This window comes from Microcoleus sp. S13_C5, assembly GCF_036700845.1.
GTDB lineage: Bacteria > Cyanobacteriota > Cyanobacteriia > Cyanobacteriales > Microcoleaceae > Microcoleus.
In genome coordinates this window covers 1-19,030 of sequence record NZ_JAUBPR010000123.1, presented here as the reverse complement: position 1 = coordinate 19,030, position 19,030 = coordinate 1, and the positions used below count along the sequence as shown (strand labels likewise).

Genomic DNA, 19,030 nt, shown 5'->3' with positions numbered 1-19,030 from the left:
TTTTTAAACTACGACTCATAAACGCACCATACAAGCTATCTCTCTATTATATGCAACTTCACATAAAATTGGTATAAAACTCTTCGATCTAATTTTACACAAATCGTTGTTTATCTATTTTTTTCCATCGCAAAGTTGATGAATTTTTGTCCTCTGCGTTCTACTTCTTGTTTTGTAATCACCATAAATTCCTGGCTTTCAAAAAAAGGTCGAGCTGTAATGCTGGCTTCGGTAAATAACTTGTTAATTCCTAAGTTTTTGGCTTTTGACTCAATTTGTTTTAAAATTAGCCTGCCGACTCCTTGCCTTTGAAAATCTTGATGACAGTAAAAGCGATCGATATGGCCGCTTGCTTCTAATTCCCCAAAACCTGCAATTTTCTCACCCTCTTCTGCTACGAAAGTAAATTTACTGCTTAAACTTTTAGTCCAACTTTCGATATCCATATCTGCTGGTGCCCAAGCATCTACTTGTGCTTGTGTGTAATCGCGGATGTTTACTTCGTGTACCGTGTCGTAAAACAGTTTTACAATTTGTTCGGTATCACCGATTTCGTAGGTTCGTACTCTCATAAATTTTCTCACTGCGATCGCTTCTTTAATATTAATTTGGGATTTTTAAGCGCTTCGCAACACGGATGGATGTTGGCTTTTACCATTTTGGCTCATTTCTTCCAGGGCGATCGACCCAAATTTTCTCTACCACCCCCCTTGACAAACTCTATCACTCTATGTTAAGGAAGCAGAAGCAAACCTAACTCGGATTAACAGTACATCAACCCAGCCCCTTAACGAATAAAGCTTGAAACTTATGACACAAATTGGGCCCGATCCAAATCGACCCTATCCGATGGCCGATCAGCGGCGCGTATGCTTCATCAAAAACTTTATTAAATCCCCCAACATTATCGTCGGCGATTACTCATATTACGACGATCCAATAGATCCAGAAAACTTTGAAAAAAATGTACTTTATAACTACGGAAACGATCGATTAATTATTGGCAAATTTTGTGCGATCGCCACCAACGTCAAATTAATCATGAACGGTGCAAATCACAAACTCGACGGCATTTCAACTTATCCTTTTCCGGTTTTTGGTAATGGTTGGGAAACTGCCATGAATTTATTAATGGAACTGCCAAGTAAAGGCGATACCGTCATTGGCAATGATGTGTGGATCGGCTATGAATCGCTGATTATGCCCGGAGTCAAAATCGGCGACGGTGCCGTCATTGCTGCCAAATCCGTTGTAGTAAAAGACATTCCCGCTTACACCGTTGTCGGTGGAAACCCCGCCCATCCAATCAAACAGCGTTTTAGCGATGCTGAAGTAGCACAACTATTAGAAATTAGGTGGTGGGATTGGGAAATAGACAAGATTTCGCGCAATGTTAGCATAATTATGCAAGGCGATATTCAAGCACTCAAAAAAGCCGAGTAAACTCGCAAATACAGCGATATTAATTTTAACTCTGATGCTGAGTACCGGTTCCGGCGCGATTGAAGGCGAGCAAACTCCCAGCAGCCGATCCCGGAGAGATCTTCTAATCTGCGTTCATCAGCGTCAATCTGCCTGCATCTGCGGTCAAAAAATCCCCAAAAATCACCATGCAAACCCAGGGAGCCCCCGTACCGCACCGCCCCTACAACTTACTTAGCCGGGCCCACAGCCTCGATCGCATCCTCCAGGGCGATCGATACATGAGTCCAATGAGTCCCCCCCTGACAAAAAGCCACGTAAGGCTCCCGCAGAGGCCCGTCAGCCGAAAACTCCGACGTACTCCCATCAATAAAAGTACCCCCAGCCATCACTAACTGACTTTCATACCCGTGCATCGGAGCCGGCACCGGATCTAAATAGGAACCGACGGGGGAATTTCGCTGAACGGCGCGACAAAAAGCAATTAACTTATCAGCAGAACCGAATTCGATCGCCTGAATCACATCTCGTCTTCTAGCCAAAGGCATAGGATTCACTCGATAACCCAACTTATAAAAAACATAAGCCGTCAAATGATTTCCCTTCATCGCCTCCCCCACACAACCGGGAGCCATAAACAAACCCTGAAACAGCAACCGATTCAAATCAAAAGTTGCGCCGCCGCTGCTGCCAATTCCCGGTGCCGTCAAGCGACAAGTTGCCGCCTCGACTAAATCAGCCCTCCCGGCCACGTAACCGCCCGCAGGGACGATCGTACCCCCCGGATTTTTGATTAAAGAACCAGCCATCAGATCCGCACCCACCGCAGTAGGTTCGCAATCATCAACAAACTCGCCGTAACAATTATCAACAAAGCAAATTGTGTTAGGATTCTGATGTTTGACTATGGCGACGATTTTTTCAATCTCAGAAATAGACAAACTCGACCGCCAAGAATAGCCGCAAGAGCGCTGGATAAAAACCAGGCGAGTCTTTGCTGAAATAGTAGAGCTCAGTGCGTGCCAATCCACACTTCCTTCGCGAGTTAGAGGCAACTCACGGTAACTAATGCCAAACTCAACAAGTGAACCTTGACCTTGCCCCCGCAAGCCGATCACTTCTTCTAAAGTATCGTAGGGAGAACCAGCCACTGCCAACATTTCGTCACCAGGACGCAGGATGCCAAAAAGAGCACAGGCGATCGCGTGAGTACCTGAAACAAACTGTACCCGGACAGCCGCGGCCTCTGCCCCTACCACTTCGGCAAATAGCCCGTCCAAAGTTTCTCGACCCAAATCATCGTGGCCGTAACCCGTAACCCCTGCAAAATGGTGGACTCCAACCCGGTGGCTGCGAAAAGCTTTTAAGACTCTTTGAAGATTTTGCTTGACTGTAGTGTCAATACCAGAAAAAATCTGAAAGAGTGCCTGTTCTGCTTCCTGTAGCCGTGAAACGCTATTCATCTATACCTCGCTCACCCTTTGCGTGCGCGCTGTTCATTATGGCGTAGATGCGGCCCCTAGTTTGTAAACATAATATATTCATGACGATTGCAACTTCCAAAAAAACTTCTCCTGATTGGCCTGTCGTAGGCTTTATGGCCTTTCTGCACATCGGTGCTTTATTTGCTTTGCTGCCGAGTAATTTTAGCTGGTCTGCGGTCGGGCTAGCAGTATTCCTGCATTGGGTAACAGGTGGTTTAGGAATTACTCTCGGATTTCACCGCCTCGTCACCCACCGCAGTTTTCAAACACCGAAATGGCTAGAGTATTTTCTAGTTATTTGCGGTACCCTTTCCTGTGAAGGTGGCCCGATCGACTGGGTAGGAATGCACCGGTTACACCACATACATTCCGACACCGAAACAGATCCCCACGATTCCAATCAAGGCTTCTGGTGGAGCCACATGGGCTGGATGCTCTCGGATCTCCCGATCAGAGTTGAAATCCCCCGCTTTACTAAAGACATCGGCGACGACCCAGTATACAAGTTTCTCCAAGCATATTTTATCCCCATCCAAGTTGTCTTCGGTGTGTTGCTTTATTTATTAGGCGGCTGGTCTTTCGTGGTTTGGGGCGTGTTTATGCGGATCGTGGTGGTGTTCCACTGCACTTGGCTGGTTAACAGCGCTACCCACAAATTCGGCTACCGCACCTACGAGTCGGGCGATCGCTCGACGAACTGTTGGTGGGTGGCTCTGCTCACCTACGGCGAAGGCTGGCACAACAACCACCACGCCTTTCAATACTCGGCTCGCCACGGTCTTCAATGGTGGGAAATCGACTTCACCTGGATGACAATTCAATTGCTGCAATCGCTGGGTTTGGCAACCAAAGTGAAATTAGCAGAAAAATAGCGATCGGCAATTAGTCATTGGTTGTCGGTCATCAGTTCTGGACTAATGGCTAGTGACCAATGCCTAATCCTGTTTTTTGCGATCGGTATAGGTTGGGTTGAAGTAAGCTCGAATCCTGTGGTGCGATCGACCCAACCAAAACCAGAATCAGTTATAATATAATTGGGAACAAAAAATTTTGTTTGGCAGCCAAATTTTTTATTTTCAAAATACAACCGTAAATCTTTTTCAATCCTAATCCCAAATCTATCATTGATTCTTTATTAGTTTGGGCAAGAATGCAGCAAAAAAGTTCACTGCTCAATCCCAACTATTATGCGTGAATCTAGCTCGGCATCTCATCAGAAATCAAAAAGAGAATGACAATTGCAACGCAAGAAAAACTCCAATACAATTGGAAGCACGTTATTAGTTTAGCAGGACTTCATATCGGCGCTTTGTTCGCACTGCTACCCAGTAACTTCAATTGGACAGCAGTTGGTTTAACAGTATTCATGCACTGGATAACCGGCGGTTTGGGAATAACTCTCGGATGGCATCGTATGCTCACCCACCGCAGTTTTCAGGCACCAAAATTCGTAGAATATTTTCTAGCATTTTGCGGAGCCCTTGCCTGTCAAGGAGGAATAATTGATTGGGTTGGGCTGCACCGATTGCACCACACCAACTCTGACCAAAATGCGCTCGACCCTCACAATGCCCAAAAGGGTTTTTGGTGGAGTCACATCGGCTGGATGCTATATAAAGGTCCAGCTCACGCTGAAATTGCCCGCTGCACAAAAGACATTTCAAGCGACCCATTTTACCAATTTTTGCAAAACTACTTTCTCCCGATGCAAATCGTCTTTGGCGTCTTGCTTTACTTAGCAGCAGGCTGGCCGTTTGTAGTGTGGGTAATTTTTGTACGCTTAGTTTTGGTGTATCACTGCACCTGGTTTGTAAACAGCGCCACTCACAAATTTGGCTACCGCACCTACGAAACAAACGATAGTTCTACTAACTGTTGGTGGGTGGCTGTCTTGACTTACGGTGAAGGCTGGCACAACAACCACCATGCTTATCAATACTCTGCGCGTCACGGAATGGAATGGTGGGAGGTTGACTTCACTTGGATGACTATTCAAGTTTTGGAAGCACTAGGTTTGGCTACTAAAGTGAAATTACCAGCCAAGTAGCAGCAATTGGGTCCTAGATGCAGAAGCTCTGTAGGGCGCTTATGGCGCACCTTACCGCTTCAGAAACCCGGTTTCTGTGAGAAACCGGGTTTTTTGGTGAGTAATAACCAATGACCAATGACCAATGACTAATGAGCCCGTTTTTGCTCGCCCCGGCCGCGCAAATATTCCGCTAAAAATGCCAATCCTCCCGAACCTACTATCAACAGCACGCTGAGAGCATTAATATCAGGTTTCACCCCAGTCCGAATCCGGCTAAAAATTTCCATCGGCAGAGTTGTAGTCCCGCTACCTGCGGTAAAACTCGCAATTAAAAAATCGTCCATGCTGAGGACAAAAGAAAGCAGACAACCAGAAACAATTCCGGGTATTAATTGAGGGAGCAAAACCTGAATAAAAGCCTCAACAGGCGTTGCACCCAAATCCAAGGCAGCCTCTTCTAAATACGGGTTTAAATCTGCCAATCTAGTTGAAACAGCGAGGGCGATGTAAGCCAGACAAAACACAATGTGAGCGGCGACAATTGTCCACAAACTCAGAGGAATAGCCAGCGCTGCTAAAAATACCAGAGTAGCAACTGCGGTCGCAATATCTGGAATAATAATCGGCAAGTAGGAAACTCCCTGATATAAACTCTTACCAGGAAAGCGGTAGCGGGCTAAACCAACTGCCATCAAAGTGCCGAGTACAGCAGAGATTGCAACTGCACAAACAGCAACTGTTAAACTGTTTCTCAGGGCAACTAAAATCCGCGTATCGCTAAATAATTTAACGTACCAATCTAAAGTAAATCCTTCCCAGCCGGCGCTAAAACGCGATTTGTTAAAGCTGTAAAATGTGAGTACCAGGATTGGCAGGTACATATAAAAAAACATCAAAACGGCAAATATTACCTGCCAAGAAATCTTAAATTTAGGTTTTAAGTACATATCGGCTTGTATTTCCTCCTGTGGATTGTCGGCGGTATTTTCCATTTCTCGGTAATCGGTAATTGGTAATGGGTAATTGGTAATAGGTTAGGATTGTTTTCTTCCTTCTTGCTTCTTCCTTCAACATCCTAAATTGCATTACGATCGCCATATTTGAGTAAAAGGGCAATTCCTATACTCACTACAAAGATTAATACCATACTCAGAGCCGACCCCAGCCCCCAATTTTGAGTCGCCCCCAAAAACTGATTGTAAATTAAACGAGCCGCCGTCATACTAGAAGCTCCACCGAGCAACTCTGGATCGACAAAATCGCCCAAACAGCTAATAAATACTAGCAAAGAACCCGCAGCAATTCCCGGCATCGTCTGAGGTACTGTCACTTTCCAGAAAGTTTCCACCGGATTCGCGCCCAAATCCTGAGATGCTTCTAGCAACCTGCGGTCTAACTTTTCCAAAGAAGCGTAGAGAATTGTCACGATATAAGGCAAATAACTGTAAGCCATACCGATTAAAACTGCGGAACTTTGATTAAGCAATTCCAGAGGAGGAATGCCTACAAGTGCCAGCAGCGAGTTGAGAACCCCCGTAGGACGCAGAATTGTAATCCAAGCATACGATCGCAACAGCGAAGAAGTCCACAGCGGCAACACAAAGCCTAACAAAGTTAAATTCCGCCACTTTTTCGAGACATTGAGGGCGATCCAGTAAGCCACGGGAAATCCCAGCAGCAAACACAGAATAGTAGTCCCCGTTGCGAAAAAGAGCGATCGACCCATCACCTGCAAATTCAGCGGCTCAAACACTCGCAGGTAATTGCCGATCCCCGAAGGATTCACCAAATCTCCTGGCTTAATATTCGGCACCAAACTAAGCTGAAAAATCACCAGAGTTGGTATGACTAATAATAAAAGCAGCAACAAGCCAGAAGGGCCGAGCAATGCCAGCGGGCCTGTCCACGCTGACCACGGGGAAACAGTTTCAGCCTTCAAAGAAGAATTGGGAGGAATAGGAGGGGGAGTTCTAGTTGAAACAGCCATAGAGCAATTTTTTTGAGTTTTTAACCGCTGAAGAACGCGGATTAACGCGGATATAATACAGATAGAGTGGGCGATCGGCTGTAGGGGGGCGGGTTGATGTAAATATTGGGTTAGAATAAGAGATTGCGTGTAAAACCCGCCCTAAGTTTGATGATTAGCCGCTGGTTAATTTAGTCCAATAGCGATCGTACACGTCTATAAATTTTCCTACCGGAGCAACACCTTCGCAATTTTTCAAAGTAGCCTCAGAAGGGAAAAGAATTTCATTTTCGCGGACTTCCGGCGTCAGCAAACTAAAAGCATCTTCCGAAGGAGTTGAGAAACTGAGCCGTTCTACTAAAGAAGCAGCGACATCGGCTTGCAGCATAAAGTTAATCCACTTATAAGCTGCTTCTGGATTGGGAGCACCTTTAGGAATTACTAAAGTGTCAGTCCACAGAGAAGAACCGCTTTTTGGCACAACATAGCGCAATTTGTCATTATCTGGAATTACCTCATTAGCATCAGAAGAATAACACATAGCTACCTTCAAATCCCCCGTCAGCATTTGCGGCCGCCAAGCATCAGTGGTAAAAGATGCGATCGCCGGTTTGAGTTCAACCAACTTTTCGTAAGCTTGTTTCACTTGCTCTTGGTTCGTAGAATTGAGAGAATAGCCCAACATACGCAGCGCAGCACCCATCACTTCTCGAACATCATTTGCCAGCGTCATTCGCTTTGCTAACTCCTGTTTATGCTGCCACAAATAGTCCCAATCTTCGGGCTCTTCTTTGAGTTGTTCGCTGTTGTAAATTAAGCCTGTGGTTCCCCAACTCAAAGGTACGCTGTAGCGGTTTCCTGGGTCATAAACAGGGTTTTGGAACTGTTTTTTGAGCCGATCGAGTCCGCCCAAAATCGAGTGGTCTAATGGGGTCAACAGCCCCAGTTCCGTCATCTGAATCACCATGTAGTCAGACGGGTAAATGATGCTGTAGGCCCGGCCACCGCCAGCTTGAACTCTAGCCAACATCGCCTCATTGGAGTCAAATACATCTGCAACTACGCGAATGCCGGTTTTTTCGGCAAAGCGATCGAGCAAAGCTTCATCGGTATAGCCTGCCCAAGTATAGATGTAAAGTTTGTCGGCCGAACCTTTGACGGGAGGAGCAGATTGTACGTCTGCAAGTCGCCAGCCACAACTCGAAAGAGCTAACCCGGAAATTGTCGCCGCCGAATTTTTTAGGAACTGACGGCGTGTAGAATTAGCCGGGAAAATCCTGGAAATTGGTAAGTTAGTCGGAGGCACAGTTAGATTTTAGATTTTAGATTTTAGATTTTAGATTGGGGAATTGGGGATTGGGAAATTCGATTTTAGATTTTAGATTTTAGATTGGGCAATTAGGGATTGGGAAATTCGATTAAATCCGTTAAATCCCGTACACTGTTCGTTGCCGAACTTTCCTGCAACATCCATCCGTTAAATCCGTTAAATCCGGTACACCGCTCGTTGCCGAACTTCCCGACCTCCGTGACATCCGTTAAATCTCGATCGCCTGTTCGTTGCCGAACTTCCTTCGTAATTATGCTCGATCGGTCAAAGCGAGACAATCAGTAGTTCCCCAGTAAGCGTAAATCGGCGTGTGCGGATCTGGGAAAGAACCGCCGGTATTTGGCTGGCGCACTGTAATTTTATCGCCCGACGCCAACTCAACCACGTAATGAACGTGCGTGCCCATGTACATAGTATTTTTGAGCCGCCCTTCAAAACAGTTGACCGACACTTCCGGCTGGTAGAGATTCAAATATACTTTTTCCGGCCGAACGCTGACCACAACAGAGTCGCCTGTGACACCATTCCACATATCCGACTGCTGAACAATTATTTTCAGATTGGCTGATGTGCGAACTGTGATAGTCGATCGGTCGATCGATTCTACCGTACCCGCAAACAAATTCGTATCGCCAATAAAATCCGCCACAAAAGCCGTCTGCGGGCACTCATAAATTTCTTCAGGAGAGCCAATTTGCTCAATCCTCCCCTCGTGCATCACAGCAATCCGGTCAGACAGACTCATAGCCTCTTCTTGGTCGTGAGTCACCATCACAAAAGTCAAACCCAATTCTTGATGCAAATTCGACAGTTCCAACTGCATCTGCTTCCGCAACTTCAAATCCAGAGCACCCAGAGGTTCGTCCAGCAGCAAAACCGCCGGTCGATTTACCAGAGCTCTCGCCAAAGCTACCCGCTGCTGCTGGCCGCCCGACATTTGACCGGGAAACCTGTTGGCGAAAGATTCCATTTTCACCAATTGCAAAACTTCCCGTACCCGTTCTTCAATTTCTGCTTTTCCCAGCTTTTTGATCCGCAATCCAAAAGCGATATTGTCCCAGACATTCATGTGTCCGAACAAAGCGTAGCTTTGAAACACAGTATTTACCGGACGGCGGTAAGCTGGAGTGTTGGTCATCGACTGGCCGCGAATCATCAATTCGCCCGCCGAGGGAGTCTCGAACCCAGCGATTAAGCGCAGCGTCGTAGTCTTGCCGCAGCCACTGGGCCCGAGGATGCTAAAAAATTCTCCTTGGCGGATGTTGAGGTCAACTCCGCGGACTGCGGTTTCGCCGTTAAATACCTTAAAGACCTTGCGGAGTTCAACGTCAAGCGCTGTATCCGTTGCTGTCGTACCTTGGTTGAGTGCTGTCTGAAACATATTCGCCCTTTCCTGGGGGTAATGCACGCCACTTAAATACAGTTTAAGTTTAGACTTTTCTGTATTTTAGGTGAGGAATGTTGGATGTAACAGGTTTTGGGATTTGTTCTTTAAATTCTATCCCAGAGCGCACCATTGTCAGCAACAGGCTTTCTGGCCTGTTCCACAAGAAAAGTCACTCTTTGTGGAACAGGCCCGAAACCCTGTTCATAAAAGGCTTATTGAGAATGGTGCAACATCTCAGAGCGACTGGTCATCTATTTATTCTCAGGAGTTGGCGTCGGAGAGGGTTTTTGCGGTTTGTCTGTTTTGGGTTCTTCTGCTTTTTTCCACTCTGACAAAGGTCGTTGGACGGCATTTTTAAAGTCAAAAGGCACTAACAGCACGGGCAAATTTTGGGCTGAATTTTGAGGGGGCGCTTCCGGCGGATCGGCTTGAGCGTACAAGAAGCGGCCGCTAAAGTCTGTTTTGCCTAAAACTAGGCGGTGAGTTTCCTGGTTGTCCAGTTTTACTGTGACTGTAGCTTGGGGTTGGTCGAGACCAAATTCGGGTAGTTGAGCTGCAGTAATATTAATCGTGCGATCGCTCTTTCCTGTTGCCAGCCTGTCTAGCAAAAAATCCACCGATGCCTGACTTGCGTGTGCTTGCACTGGCAATTTCATTTCCCAGCTAGACTTGCCTCCTTTTCTAGCATAAACTCGCTCAAAAGTCAAGATTTTTTCAGGGGTTTTGACTGTAAAGAATTGTACGCGAGCCGATTTAAAAGCAAAAATTTTCTGTTTTTCTTCCTTAGCGGCTTCCTGTTTCGGAGATACTTGCATCTCGAACAAAGCAACCAACCCAGTCATGCTCAGCGCGACGGCTATCAATACTAATGTATTTTTCTGCAATTTCATAGTAACAGCGAATTCGGCATGGTAATGGGGAATGGGGTATGGGGTATGGGGAATGGGTAAGAGACGTACCCTAGGGAAATTAAGAATTAGGAACTTGTACCCTCGCGTAGCCGAAGTATTAGGAATTGACAATGGGTAAGGTGCGCGGTTCGGCGCACCTTACAAAATTAGGAATTAGGAATTGGTAATGGGTAAGAGGTGGAAAAACCAGAAAGAGGCAAATAAATCCGTTAAATTCCTTACAGAATTTGTTGGCGAACTTATCTTCTCTTCCACCAGATAGCGCCGCCAATTCCCAGTCCGAGTAAAGGCCAAATTAGCCAAGCTAACACCAGCAATCCTACTTGGAGGGCCGTCATGTTAATACGGCGGTTGGTAGCTTTTTTCGGACTGATAGAAAAGCTTTTCTGGTCTGGTTTACTCAACCAACTGACTGAATTGAGAAACACGTCGCTATTGAGTTGTTGGTCAAACCAACCGTTAGTCACAAATTGAGATGTGCCAATTACTACCATTCGCGATGTTTTTCTAGGAGTTGAAGGCCCAGAAGGAGTTGACTTTGGACTGGGAGATATTCTGGGAGATGCTGTGGGAGATGTTTCTGGTGTCGGTGTGGGAGATGCTGTGGGAGATGCTGTGGGAGATGCTGCTGGTGTTGGCGAAGTCGTCGGTAATGCTGGAGGCGTTGCTTCTTGCGAGACAATCACCGAATAGCTGATTGGGGAAGCTGTTGGTGATGTTGTCGGCGATGGCGATGTTGTCGGCGATGGCGATGTTGTCGGCGATGGTGATGTTGTCGGCGATGGTGATGTTGTCGGCGATGGTGATGTTGTCGGCGATGGCGATGTTGTCGGCGATGGTGATGTTGTCGGCGATGCTTGGGGTGAAGGCGATGCTTGGGGTGAAGGCGATGGCGAAGTTGTCGGCGATGCTTGGGGTGAAGGCGATGGCGAAGTTGGTGAAGGTGAAGGTGAGGGCTTTAAGGGAGTGCTGTCAGTGGACGATCGAACTAAAGCTACACCTAATAATAGCGGGCCTTGTCGATCGGTCTTCTGATCAAACTCCAATTTCCTCGTCGTCAAATCGCTTTCGGCCCAACTTTCCTGACTCGTCCAAATCAGGGGTTTTTCCTCTATCCCTGCTACTGGCGAGGTTTCCAAAGCACGCGCAAACGGATAAAATGAAATACCGTTGCCAAAACTTTGAGTAATCGGATGTTCGCCGTAGCGCCTGACGGTGGGAACCGTGGGGCCGAGGCCAAATCTTTGACCAGTGCCCGAAGCATCGATGGCCAAACGGGTGTCTAGTTTGACGCCCCATTCTTGCAGCATTTTGTCCAATCCCGTATCAATTGCCGGGTCTACCATTAAAAATAAACTGCCGCCGCGATCGAGATAAGCTCTTAGTGCTTTAATTTCTGTATCGGAAAACGGTTTGTCCTGCCCCGGAATGATTAAAGCATCTGCATCTTCTGGCACTTCTTTGCGTTCGGTCAAATTCAGCGTTTGGGTGTTGTAGTATTTATCTTTCAGAGCTTTTTCAGCTTGCTGAATTCCGCCTTGACCTTCCTTTAGCGGGCGGGCTCCTTTGCCTTGCAAAAAGTAAACTGTAGCAACGCGAGTGCTCAGGATTTCTTCTAAGCCATTGGTAAGTTTTATCTCTGAAAGCCCTTGATTTGGGTCGCTACCAAAAGCAGTGCCACCTTTTTGCAGAACTTGTTTTTTGTCCCCGGATTGCAGGTAAACTTCTCCGATGCTGGTAATACTAAATTCCCGCGCTTTTCCCGGTTGGGCTTGCGGGTCAACAAACTCGAATTGGAACTTTTCGCCTCCCTCGCGTTTGTAGCTTTGCAGCAATTCTTTAATTTGGGGATTTTGGATGGGGTCAAATACCCAAACTTTGACTGTTTGTTGCAGGTTTCGCAGTATTTGTTGAGTCTGCGGGGCAAGGGTAAATTGTTGGCTTTCGGTTAAGTCGATGCGGACGGGATAGCGAACGGCTATGAAGTTAATTACTCCGAGAATCACAAAGACAGCGAGGGTAGCAATCAGGGCGTTGGTGCTAGCTTGAGTGGAACGCTGCCCCCAAAAGCTGTGTTCGTAACTCAAATATAGCAGCCAAAGTGCGATCGTCACTGCTCCGGCAATAACTAAACCGACTGTCAGGGGGTCCCATACTCCAGATACAAGTGCTGCTGTCACCCCCGCTGCGATGAGGAGGGGGCCCAGCAAAAAAACGTATTTCCAATTTGTTTTGCTAATTTTCATAAGGTAAATATTGAGGGAAAAATTTCCGGATCGAGGATGTTATTCTATATCGCATTAGCCTGCAACCATGCTGTTAAATCTGACTGCTTGTTGAAATCCAGCACGGCATCTCCTAGTTCTTCTAATTGCTCTACGCCTAATTGACGGATGCAGTTTTCGGTTTCCGGTTGTATTGTGCCTAAACGCCGCACTAGCTGACGCAATATTAACGAGAGTTGAGCGGTTTTTGTCACCTGTTCTCTTGCTATCTCTATGGCAATCTGCTGGTCTTCAATCCACAGTTCTTGCTTGTGCAATTCATTTAATTCTTCCTGAGTGAAGTTTTCCTCCCTGGCAATCCTAAAAGCTTTCTGAATTTCGGGAACTGCACTGAGTGTTTCTGGTACTGTCTCCAGAGTGCTGGTATTTTCGAGAAAGTAAATCCATTGGTCGGCGGTTGTTTCTAATTCGGCTAATTCCTTGCTAAATTTTGGCAGTTCTATAAATACTAATTCTATTTCAGTATCTGGACACTCAAACTGTTGCTCTTTTTCTTGGAAAACAAACCGCGACATAAATTCTGGCTGATTTTCAAACATTTCAAAGTCGGCAATTTTCAAAGAAATTACTGTTTTTAGTCTTTCGTAGCGTTCTTTTCCTGTTAATTGCTGGCTGTAGCTTTTGGCAGCGTTGTACAAAACTCTGTTCCCAAAGGAAGGCACGTTGATCAGTTGAAGTTCAACTAGGGCGATTCTGCCGCCGTTAATTGTGGCTTTGACATCTAGGTGTGTGTCTTGGGTTGCGAGAGTTTGAGGTTCTGCTTGGGAGTCGATTATTTCTAAGTCTTCGATGACCGGCTGTGCTTCATAAAGGATGGCGTTTAAAAAATTAATCAGGATGTCTTTGCTGTCGCTGGAACCGAATATTTTTTTGAACGCAAAGTCGATTTTGGGATTGATAAATCTCATGGTTTGAGGTATTTTGTAGAATGATTAACAGGGAAAAAATAACCTTCCCTTTGCTCTTTCCTTTTTTTTACTTTGGCAAAAATAACCTTCTCTGTCTCTGCCTTACCTAATGTTTTTAAGAACGCTGATATCGCAAGGCATCGATGGATTGGGCGGTCAGAAATACTCCTAAAATGATGTAACTGGCAAACATAATTAAACTGCTGGTATCGAAAACTCCCTTGACAAGATTGGTGTAATTTGTTAGGAGCGACAAATGTCCTAATGCCGTTCCGAAGGGGCCACCGATACTGACGGCGACTGCATCGATCACCCAGAGAAATAATACTAGAGTGAAGGTGAGGATGGCTGATAAAATTGTGCTGTCGGTGAGGGAGGAAATAAACATTCCGAGCGACAATACTCCTGCTGCTAGTAAGATTAAGCCGCAGTGTCCTAGCAGAAGAACTCCGGGGGGTACGGGCGGGGTTGAGGAACTGAGGGCGATCGCCTCGCAGAACAGCAGGGGCAGTAACATTGTGGTATAAAATGTTAAAACTCCGAGGAGTTTGCCGGTAGCAACGGCCCAGTTTGTTAAGGGCGATGTGGCTAATAGTTCTAAGGTGCCGCGTTTGCGTTCTTCTGCGTAAAGTCCCATTGAGAGTACCGGTAGTACGAACAAGGAAAGGGAACCCATGATTCGCAGGAATAGTTGCAGGAATTCGTAGGCTACGTCGATCGGAGGTTCGGTAATTCCCATTTGGTCTCGCTGGCCGATTTGGGGAATTAACCCGTCGGGGGCGAGGAGGATGGCTATTAAAAAGTAGCCGGTAATTAGCCAAAAGACTGCTGCGATGGCATAGGCTAATGGCGAGGCAAAATAGCTTTGTAGTTCTTTGCGGTAAATTGCGACAATATTACTAATCATTACTAACATTTAGGAATTGGGAATGGGTAATTGGGCATTGGTAATTGGTTCATTCTGAGTCACCTGCCGGTGGTGTTTCGCTGTCGTCGCTATCCTGTTTTTTTCTTTCTATTTGCGGCTTTTTGGTCATAGGTGGCTGTTCTGGTCGAGAATCGCTAGTCGGTTGTGGCTTTTTTTTAATTGGCCGTTTTTTTACAACTGGTTGGGATTCTGGTTGAGAACCTTCGATCGACTTTGGTGCATCTACAATCGGTTCTGATTCTTGTTGAGGATGCTCGATCGACTTTGGTGCATCTACAATCGGTTCGGGTTCTGGTTGAGAATGCTCGATCGACTTTGGTGTATCTAAAATCGGTTCGGATTCTGGTTGAGGATGTTCGATCGACTCTACTGTTTCGACAATGAGCAAATTTTCGACAACCGGTTCTGGTTGAGGATGCTCGATCGACTTTGGTGTATCTAAAATCGGTTCGGATTCTGGTTGAGGATGCTCGATCGACTCTACCATTTGAACAATCAGCAGATTTTCGACACTCGGTTCTGGTTGAGAATGCTCGATCGACTCTACTGTTTCGACAATGAGCAAATTTTCGACACTCGGTTCTGGTTGAGAATGCTCGATCGACTCTACTGTTTCGACAATGACCAGATTTTCGACAATCGGTTCGGGTTGAGTACGTTCGATGGACTCTACTGTTTCGACAATGAGCAGATTTTCGACAATCGGTTCGGGTTCTGGTTGCTCGATCGACTCTACTGTTTCGACAATGACCAGATTTTCGACAATCGGTTCGGGTTCTGGTTGCTCGATCGACTCTACTGTTTCGACAATGAGCAGATTTTCGACTATCGGTTCTGGTTGAGGATGTTCGATCGACTCTACTGTTTCGACAATGAGCAGATTTTCGACCATCGGTTCTGGTTGAGGATGTTCGATCAACTCTTGTCTTTCTACAGTTTCCAGAAACTCTGCGACTGGTTGCATTTCTGGTTCTAAATCGCTTATTTCCTCTGGTGTTTCTGTAATGGGTTCGGATTCTGGTTGAGAATAGTTGATCGACTCTTGCCTTTCAACAACTGATTCGGATTCTGGTTGAGAATAGTTGATCGACTCTTGCGTTTCGACAACCAGCAGATTTTCGATAATCGGTTCTGGTTGAAGATGCTCGATCGGCTCTACTGTTTCTGAAACAACGGCCAGATTTTCGACAATTGGTTCTGGTTCATGATGCTCGATCGACTCTTGCCTTTCGACAACTCGTTCGGATTCTGGTTGAGAATAGTTGATCGACTCTAAGGTTTCTGAAACTTCTAGATTTTGGACAATTGGTTCTGGTTCACGATGCTCGATCGACTCTACGGTTCCTGAAACTTCTAGATTTTGGACAATTGGTTCTGGTTCACGATGCTCGATCGACTCTACGGTTTCTGAAACTTCTAGATTTTGGACAATTGGTTCTGGTTCACGATGCTCGATCGACTCTACGGTTTCTGAAACAATGGGCAGATTTTCGACTATCGGTTCTGGTTCATGATGCTCGATCGACTCTAATGTTTCTGAAACAATGGGCAGATTTTCGACTATCGGTTCTGGTTGATGATGCTCGATCGACTCTGATAATTCGACAACTGGTTCAGATTCTGACTGAGGATGCTCGATCAACTCTACGGTTTCTGCAATTGGTTCGGATGGTGAAAGAGAATCATAGGTAGACTGTTCTCTATCTGAAACTGGCAGATTTTCCACAATCGGTTGCGATTCTGATTGATGAGAATCCGTTATCGTCGGTTGCGATTCCGATTGATGAGAATCGGCGATCGAGTCTTGAATTTCTGCCGCTTCTTGCAGATTTTGATCGACCTCCGGTTCGCTGTGAACCAGATTTTCTTCTGGTTTCTTTTCAGCCGCTGTCAGCCTTAAAAACACATCTTCGAGAGTAGCGCGAGAGCGGCGCATTTCGCACAGCCCAAATCCAGAGGCGACGATAGCTGTAGCAATTTCTCGTCCGGGTTCTCTTTCCGGTTCGCACAAGGCCCGCAGGCGGTAGCGATTCACTAAAAATTGCTGGCTTGGAATCAATTCGATCGATCGAACTCCCGGCACATTTTCCAAAGAAGGCAACAGCAGACTGTTTACCAAATCAGCCTCGCCTTCAACTTCGAGCTCGTAACCCTCTCCGGCGGCCAACTCTCCCATCAAATTTTCGGGAGTACCCGCAGCGACGATTTTACCGCGATTGATGATGGTGACGCGGTTGCAAGTCATGCTGACTTCCGGCAGAATGTGCGTGGAAAGGATGATTGTGTGCTGGCCGCCAAGACTTTTGATTAAATTGCGGACTTCGATGATTTGTCGGGGGTCGAGGCCGACGGTTGGTTCGTCTAAGATAATTACCGGCGGGTCGTGGACGATCGCCTGGGCGATACCGACGCGCTGCCGAAATCCTTTAGAAAGCTTGCGGATTAAAACTTTGCGTTTATCAACTAGGCCGCAGCGTTCGATCGCGGAGGTAACTCGTCGCGCGCGATCGCCCGCAGGTACTTGCTTAATCCTTGCCACAAAAAACAGAAACCCTTCCACAGTCATTTCTGGATACAGTGGCGGGTTTTCCGGCAGATAGCCGATGCGCTGTCTGACTGCCATCGAGTTTTCGTGAACGTCGAGGCCGGCGATGCGGGCCGTACCACTGGATGCAGGCAAATATCCCGACAAAATCCGCATGGTTGTGGTTTTGCCAGCGCCGTTTGGCCCCAAAAACCCGAGAATTTCTCCTGATTCGACCGAAAAAGACACGTCCGCGATCGCTGCGGTCGAACCGTAAGTTTTGCTTAAGTGTTCTACTTCAATCATTTGTCAGAAGTCACGCGATTTTAGATTTTAGATTTTAGATTGACGCCGCCAAGTGCAGAGTCCCCCCAGCACAGCGGGTCGAGCGAATTTATGGCGCAAATGCTAATTTGATTTTGTCTTCTAGTGTAGTCTGGCAAGAACCAAATCTATCATAAGTGTCGATCGGACTTAGAAGCGAGACGCTAGGTAGTAGGGTGCGGAGCGCGGAAATGATTAGCCGATGTACATCGAATCGCTACCAACTGACGCACCCTACCAGTAGAGTCCGTGCTTAACCGAACCCTCCACTAGCTGCCTTCGATGTTGTTAGGCGCTGTTTCTAGGTTGATATCGGCATTAAAAACAATCACAAATTGAGCCTTGGGGATTAACTGCCGGACGATCCGCAGATAGCCGTCAGCATCGGAATGCCTGAAAAAGTGGGCCACAGTGATTCGCTGCATATTGGGAAGCAGGCGAACAACCAACCACCTGTTAAGGCGCTGTTTGTAGGGCATAATTAAATTTGTCTCCATTTGAATGTTGGAGCCAAAGCCAGTTCAATGCTTGTCGAGGGCGCGGACTGGCTTTTGACCTTTGTTAGACTTTGTGTCTGTCTCTAGATTATGACACGAACTACATATAGTCAACTGAATAAGCATAATCAACTGAACTAAGTACGGGACAGATAATGACGCTGGGGCAAAAGCTAAGAGAAAGACGTGAAAGTCTAGGTTTGACTCGAATACAAGTGGCAAGAGCGTGTAACGTGGTGGAATCCACAGTCATCAACTGGGAAACCGACAGACACGTCCCCAAGCTTTACCCAGCACAGATGAAAGCCCTGTGCGACTTATTGAAGTTCACGATCGAAGATTTAGTAGTTTAGCTTGGGGAGTTAAGATAAATTGAGCAATCGCTTGCTATGCTACATCGATTAATGCTGCTGAAATTGAGCCAACAACAAAGTAAATTTTTATTTGATTATGCCAAAAGCTACATTAGTCAGTAAGTAAATTGAAAACTTTAAATTATGGCTCGGACTCAGCCTCAACGCCAAACTATTTTACTCAAAGCCTCTAAACTATATTTTAGCAGAAAAACAGTTAGATTAGGAAATGCTGTCTATCTCGTTCGTAATATTACTGGCTTTAGAGTTACTGAAGCTGACAGCATCTCCATAATAAAAAACAAGAATGTAGTACCATTTGAGTTTATAATTTTTATGTGTGTAGTGGGATTGTTTTTGGTTTTTAGAGAATTCAATCCAATATGGGTAATCGGCATAGTTATACTAATAATACTGTCTTTAATTTATAATGCAACCAGGCCACCAACTTATGAAATACTCACAATAGAATATGTGATTGAAGTATCTTTTGTTTCAGGAGATAAAGTAAACATTTTACTCATGAATCACAAAAAAATCGCCAGCGATGAGAAATTTTTGGAAGATGTAGTTTCAACATTATATAAAGCTTTAGATAGTAATGACGGTTCTCCAGAACTTACGGTGATATTTTTATCTAATTAGAGAAGCAAGCTAATACCCGTTCTCGAAAATTATCAAA

Annotated in this window: 17 protein-coding genes and 1 pseudogene; 5 read left to right on the top strand and 13 right to left on the bottom strand. The window is 46.0% G+C overall.

All coding sequences use genetic code 11. The annotated features are described in order from the left end of the window. Nucleotides 1-110: 110 nt before the first annotated feature. Nucleotides 111-572, bottom strand: a complete 462-nt coding sequence (locus QUA04_RS24015) for a GNAT family N-acetyltransferase (protein ID WP_333261692.1) — start codon at nt 570-572, stop codon at nt 111-113. A 238-nt stretch (nt 573-810) separates the two neighbouring features. On the opposite strand from QUA04_RS24015, the gene QUA04_RS24010 reads away from it, so the two are divergent. Further along, complete coding sequence (locus tag QUA04_RS24010) at nt 811-1,443, top strand: Vat family streptogramin A O-acetyltransferase (protein WP_333261689.1); 633 nt, start codon at nt 811-813, stop codon at nt 1,441-1,443. A 209-nt stretch (nt 1,444-1,652) separates the two neighbouring features. On the opposite strand, the gene QUA04_RS24005 is transcribed toward QUA04_RS24010, so the two are convergent. Next, entirely contained in the window at nt 1,653-2,885 is a 1,233-nt protein-coding gene (locus tag QUA04_RS24005; RefSeq protein WP_333261685.1) for an aminotransferase class I/II-fold pyridoxal phosphate-dependent enzyme, read from the bottom strand. A gap of 80 nt (nt 2,886-2,965) precedes the next feature. Between QUA04_RS24005 and QUA04_RS24000 the strand changes: the two genes are divergently transcribed. Continuing rightward, entirely contained in the window at nt 2,966-3,778 is an 813-nt protein-coding gene (locus QUA04_RS24000) for an acyl-CoA desaturase (protein ID WP_333261682.1), read from the top strand. Nucleotides 3,779-4,137: 359 nt separating this feature from the next. Next, nucleotides 4,138-4,953: a fatty acid desaturase gene (locus tag QUA04_RS23995; RefSeq protein WP_333261679.1), complete on the top strand. Its 816-nt coding sequence runs from the start codon at nt 4,138-4,140 to the stop codon at nt 4,951-4,953. Nucleotides 4,954-5,081: 128 nt separating this feature from the next. Here the strand turns inward: QUA04_RS23995 and QUA04_RS23990 are convergent, their stop codons facing one another. The 11 genes and pseudogenes from QUA04_RS23990 to QUA04_RS23940 all read right to left on the bottom strand — a co-directional run bounded on the left by QUA04_RS23990 (nt 5,082) and on the right by QUA04_RS23940 (nt 17,977). Further along, a complete protein-coding gene (locus QUA04_RS23990; protein WP_333261676.1) occupies nt 5,082-5,927 on the bottom strand; it encodes an ABC transporter permease in 846 nt (281 codons plus the stop codon). Nucleotides 5,928-6,010: 83 nt separating this feature from the next. Then, nucleotides 6,011-6,922: an ABC transporter permease gene (locus QUA04_RS23985; RefSeq protein ID WP_333261673.1), complete on the bottom strand. Its 912-nt coding sequence runs from the start codon at nt 6,920-6,922 to the stop codon at nt 6,011-6,013. 154 nt (nt 6,923-7,076) lie between these two features. After that, on the bottom strand, nt 7,077-8,207 hold the full coding sequence (locus QUA04_RS23980) for a spermidine/putrescine ABC transporter substrate-binding protein (protein WP_333261671.1): 1,131 nt from the start codon (nt 8,205-8,207) through the stop codon (nt 7,077-7,079). A gap of 92 nt (nt 8,208-8,299) precedes the next feature. Then, nucleotides 8,300-8,509 (bottom strand): hypothetical protein, encoded by a 210-nt coding sequence (locus QUA04_RS23975; protein ID WP_333261668.1) that lies wholly within the window; start codon nt 8,507-8,509, stop codon nt 8,300-8,302. Then, entirely contained in the window at nt 8,482-9,612 is a 1,131-nt protein-coding gene (locus QUA04_RS23970) for an ABC transporter ATP-binding protein (protein ID WP_333261665.1), read from the bottom strand. The genes QUA04_RS23975 and QUA04_RS23970 overlap by 28 nt, the downstream gene beginning before the upstream one ends. Nucleotides 9,613-9,869: 257 nt before the next feature. Further along, entirely contained in the window at nt 9,870-10,508 is a 639-nt protein-coding gene (locus QUA04_RS23965) for a DUF4340 domain-containing protein (RefSeq protein WP_333261662.1), read from the bottom strand. A 260-nt stretch (nt 10,509-10,768) separates the two neighbouring features. Next, the gene (locus QUA04_RS23960; protein WP_333261659.1) at nt 10,769-12,775 is read right to left on the bottom strand and encodes a Gldg family protein; all 2,007 of its coding nucleotides are present in this window, start codon (nt 12,773-12,775) and stop codon (nt 10,769-10,771) included. Between the two features lie 44 nt (nt 12,776-12,819). After that, nucleotides 12,820-13,722 (bottom strand): Rpn family recombination-promoting nuclease/putative transposase, encoded by a 903-nt coding sequence (locus QUA04_RS23955; protein WP_333261656.1) that lies wholly within the window; start codon nt 13,720-13,722, stop codon nt 12,820-12,822. Nucleotides 13,723-13,837: 115 nt separating this feature from the next. Beyond that, nucleotides 13,838-14,638, bottom strand: coding sequence for an ABC transporter permease (locus tag QUA04_RS23950; protein WP_333261653.1), 801 nt, complete (start codon nt 14,636-14,638; stop codon nt 13,838-13,840). A 1,780-nt stretch (nt 14,639-16,418) separates the two neighbouring features. Beyond that, nucleotides 16,419-17,480, bottom strand: a pseudogene (locus QUA04_RS23945) (ABC transporter ATP-binding protein); the annotation flags it as partial. A gap of 287 nt (nt 17,481-17,767) precedes the next feature. Then, nucleotides 17,768-17,977: a hypothetical protein gene (locus QUA04_RS23940; RefSeq protein ID WP_332999805.1), complete on the bottom strand. Its 210-nt coding sequence runs from the start codon at nt 17,975-17,977 to the stop codon at nt 17,768-17,770. Between the two features lie 173 nt (nt 17,978-18,150). Between QUA04_RS23940 and QUA04_RS23935 the strand changes: the two genes are divergently transcribed. Continuing rightward, nucleotides 18,151-18,348 (top strand): helix-turn-helix transcriptional regulator, encoded by a 198-nt coding sequence (locus QUA04_RS23935; RefSeq protein ID WP_015177410.1) that lies wholly within the window; start codon nt 18,151-18,153, stop codon nt 18,346-18,348. Nucleotides 18,349-18,492: 144 nt separating this feature from the next. Next, nucleotides 18,493-18,993 carry a hypothetical protein gene (locus tag QUA04_RS23930; protein WP_333261649.1) on the top strand — a complete coding sequence of 167 codons (501 nt, stop codon included), beginning with the start codon at nt 18,493-18,495 and terminating at the stop codon, nt 18,991-18,993. Nucleotides 18,994-19,030: the final 37 nt, after the last annotated feature.

What these genes read in the sequence shown, in the direction of transcription:
- QUA04_RS23930 (WP_333261649.1), top strand. Translation starts at nt 18,493, where the DNA reads ATGGCTCGGACTCAGCCTCAACGCCAAACTATTTTACTCAAAGCCTCT.
- QUA04_RS23955 (WP_333261656.1), bottom strand. Translation starts at nt 13,722, where the DNA reads ATGAGATTTATCAATCCCAAAATCGACTTTGCGTTCAAAAAAATATTC.
- QUA04_RS23965 (WP_333261662.1), bottom strand. Translation starts at nt 10,508, where the DNA reads ATGAAATTGCAGAAAAATACATTAGTATTGATAGCCGTCGCGCTGAGC.
- QUA04_RS23985 (WP_333261673.1), bottom strand. Translation starts at nt 6,922, where the DNA reads ATGGCTGTTTCAACTAGAACTCCCCCTCCTATTCCTCCCAATTCTTCT.
- QUA04_RS23970 (WP_333261665.1), bottom strand. Translation starts at nt 9,612, where the DNA reads ATGTTTCAGACAGCACTCAACCAAGGTACGACAGCAACGGATACAGCG.
- QUA04_RS24010 (WP_333261689.1), top strand. Translation starts at nt 811, where the DNA reads ATGACACAAATTGGGCCCGATCCAAATCGACCCTATCCGATGGCCGAT.
- QUA04_RS23960 (WP_333261659.1), bottom strand. Translation starts at nt 12,775, where the DNA reads ATGAAAATTAGCAAAACAAATTGGAAATACGTTTTTTTGCTGGGCCCC.
- QUA04_RS23935 (WP_015177410.1), top strand. Translation starts at nt 18,151, where the DNA reads ATGACGCTGGGGCAAAAGCTAAGAGAAAGACGTGAAAGTCTAGGTTTG.
- QUA04_RS23990 (WP_333261676.1), bottom strand. Translation starts at nt 5,927, where the DNA reads ATGGAAAATACCGCCGACAATCCACAGGAGGAAATACAAGCCGATATG.
- QUA04_RS23995 (WP_333261679.1), top strand. Translation starts at nt 4,138, where the DNA reads ATGACAATTGCAACGCAAGAAAAACTCCAATACAATTGGAAGCACGTT.
- QUA04_RS24005 (WP_333261685.1), bottom strand. Translation starts at nt 2,885, where the DNA reads ATGAATAGCGTTTCACGGCTACAGGAAGCAGAACAGGCACTCTTTCAG.
- QUA04_RS23950 (WP_333261653.1), bottom strand. Translation starts at nt 14,638, where the DNA reads ATGTTAGTAATGATTAGTAATATTGTCGCAATTTACCGCAAAGAACTA.
- QUA04_RS24015 (WP_333261692.1), bottom strand. Translation starts at nt 572, where the DNA reads ATGAGAGTACGAACCTACGAAATCGGTGATACCGAACAAATTGTAAAA.
- QUA04_RS23940 (WP_332999805.1), bottom strand. Translation starts at nt 17,977, where the DNA reads ATGCCCTACAAACAGCGCCTTAACAGGTGGTTGGTTGTTCGCCTGCTT.
- QUA04_RS24000 (WP_333261682.1), top strand. Translation starts at nt 2,966, where the DNA reads ATGACGATTGCAACTTCCAAAAAAACTTCTCCTGATTGGCCTGTCGTA.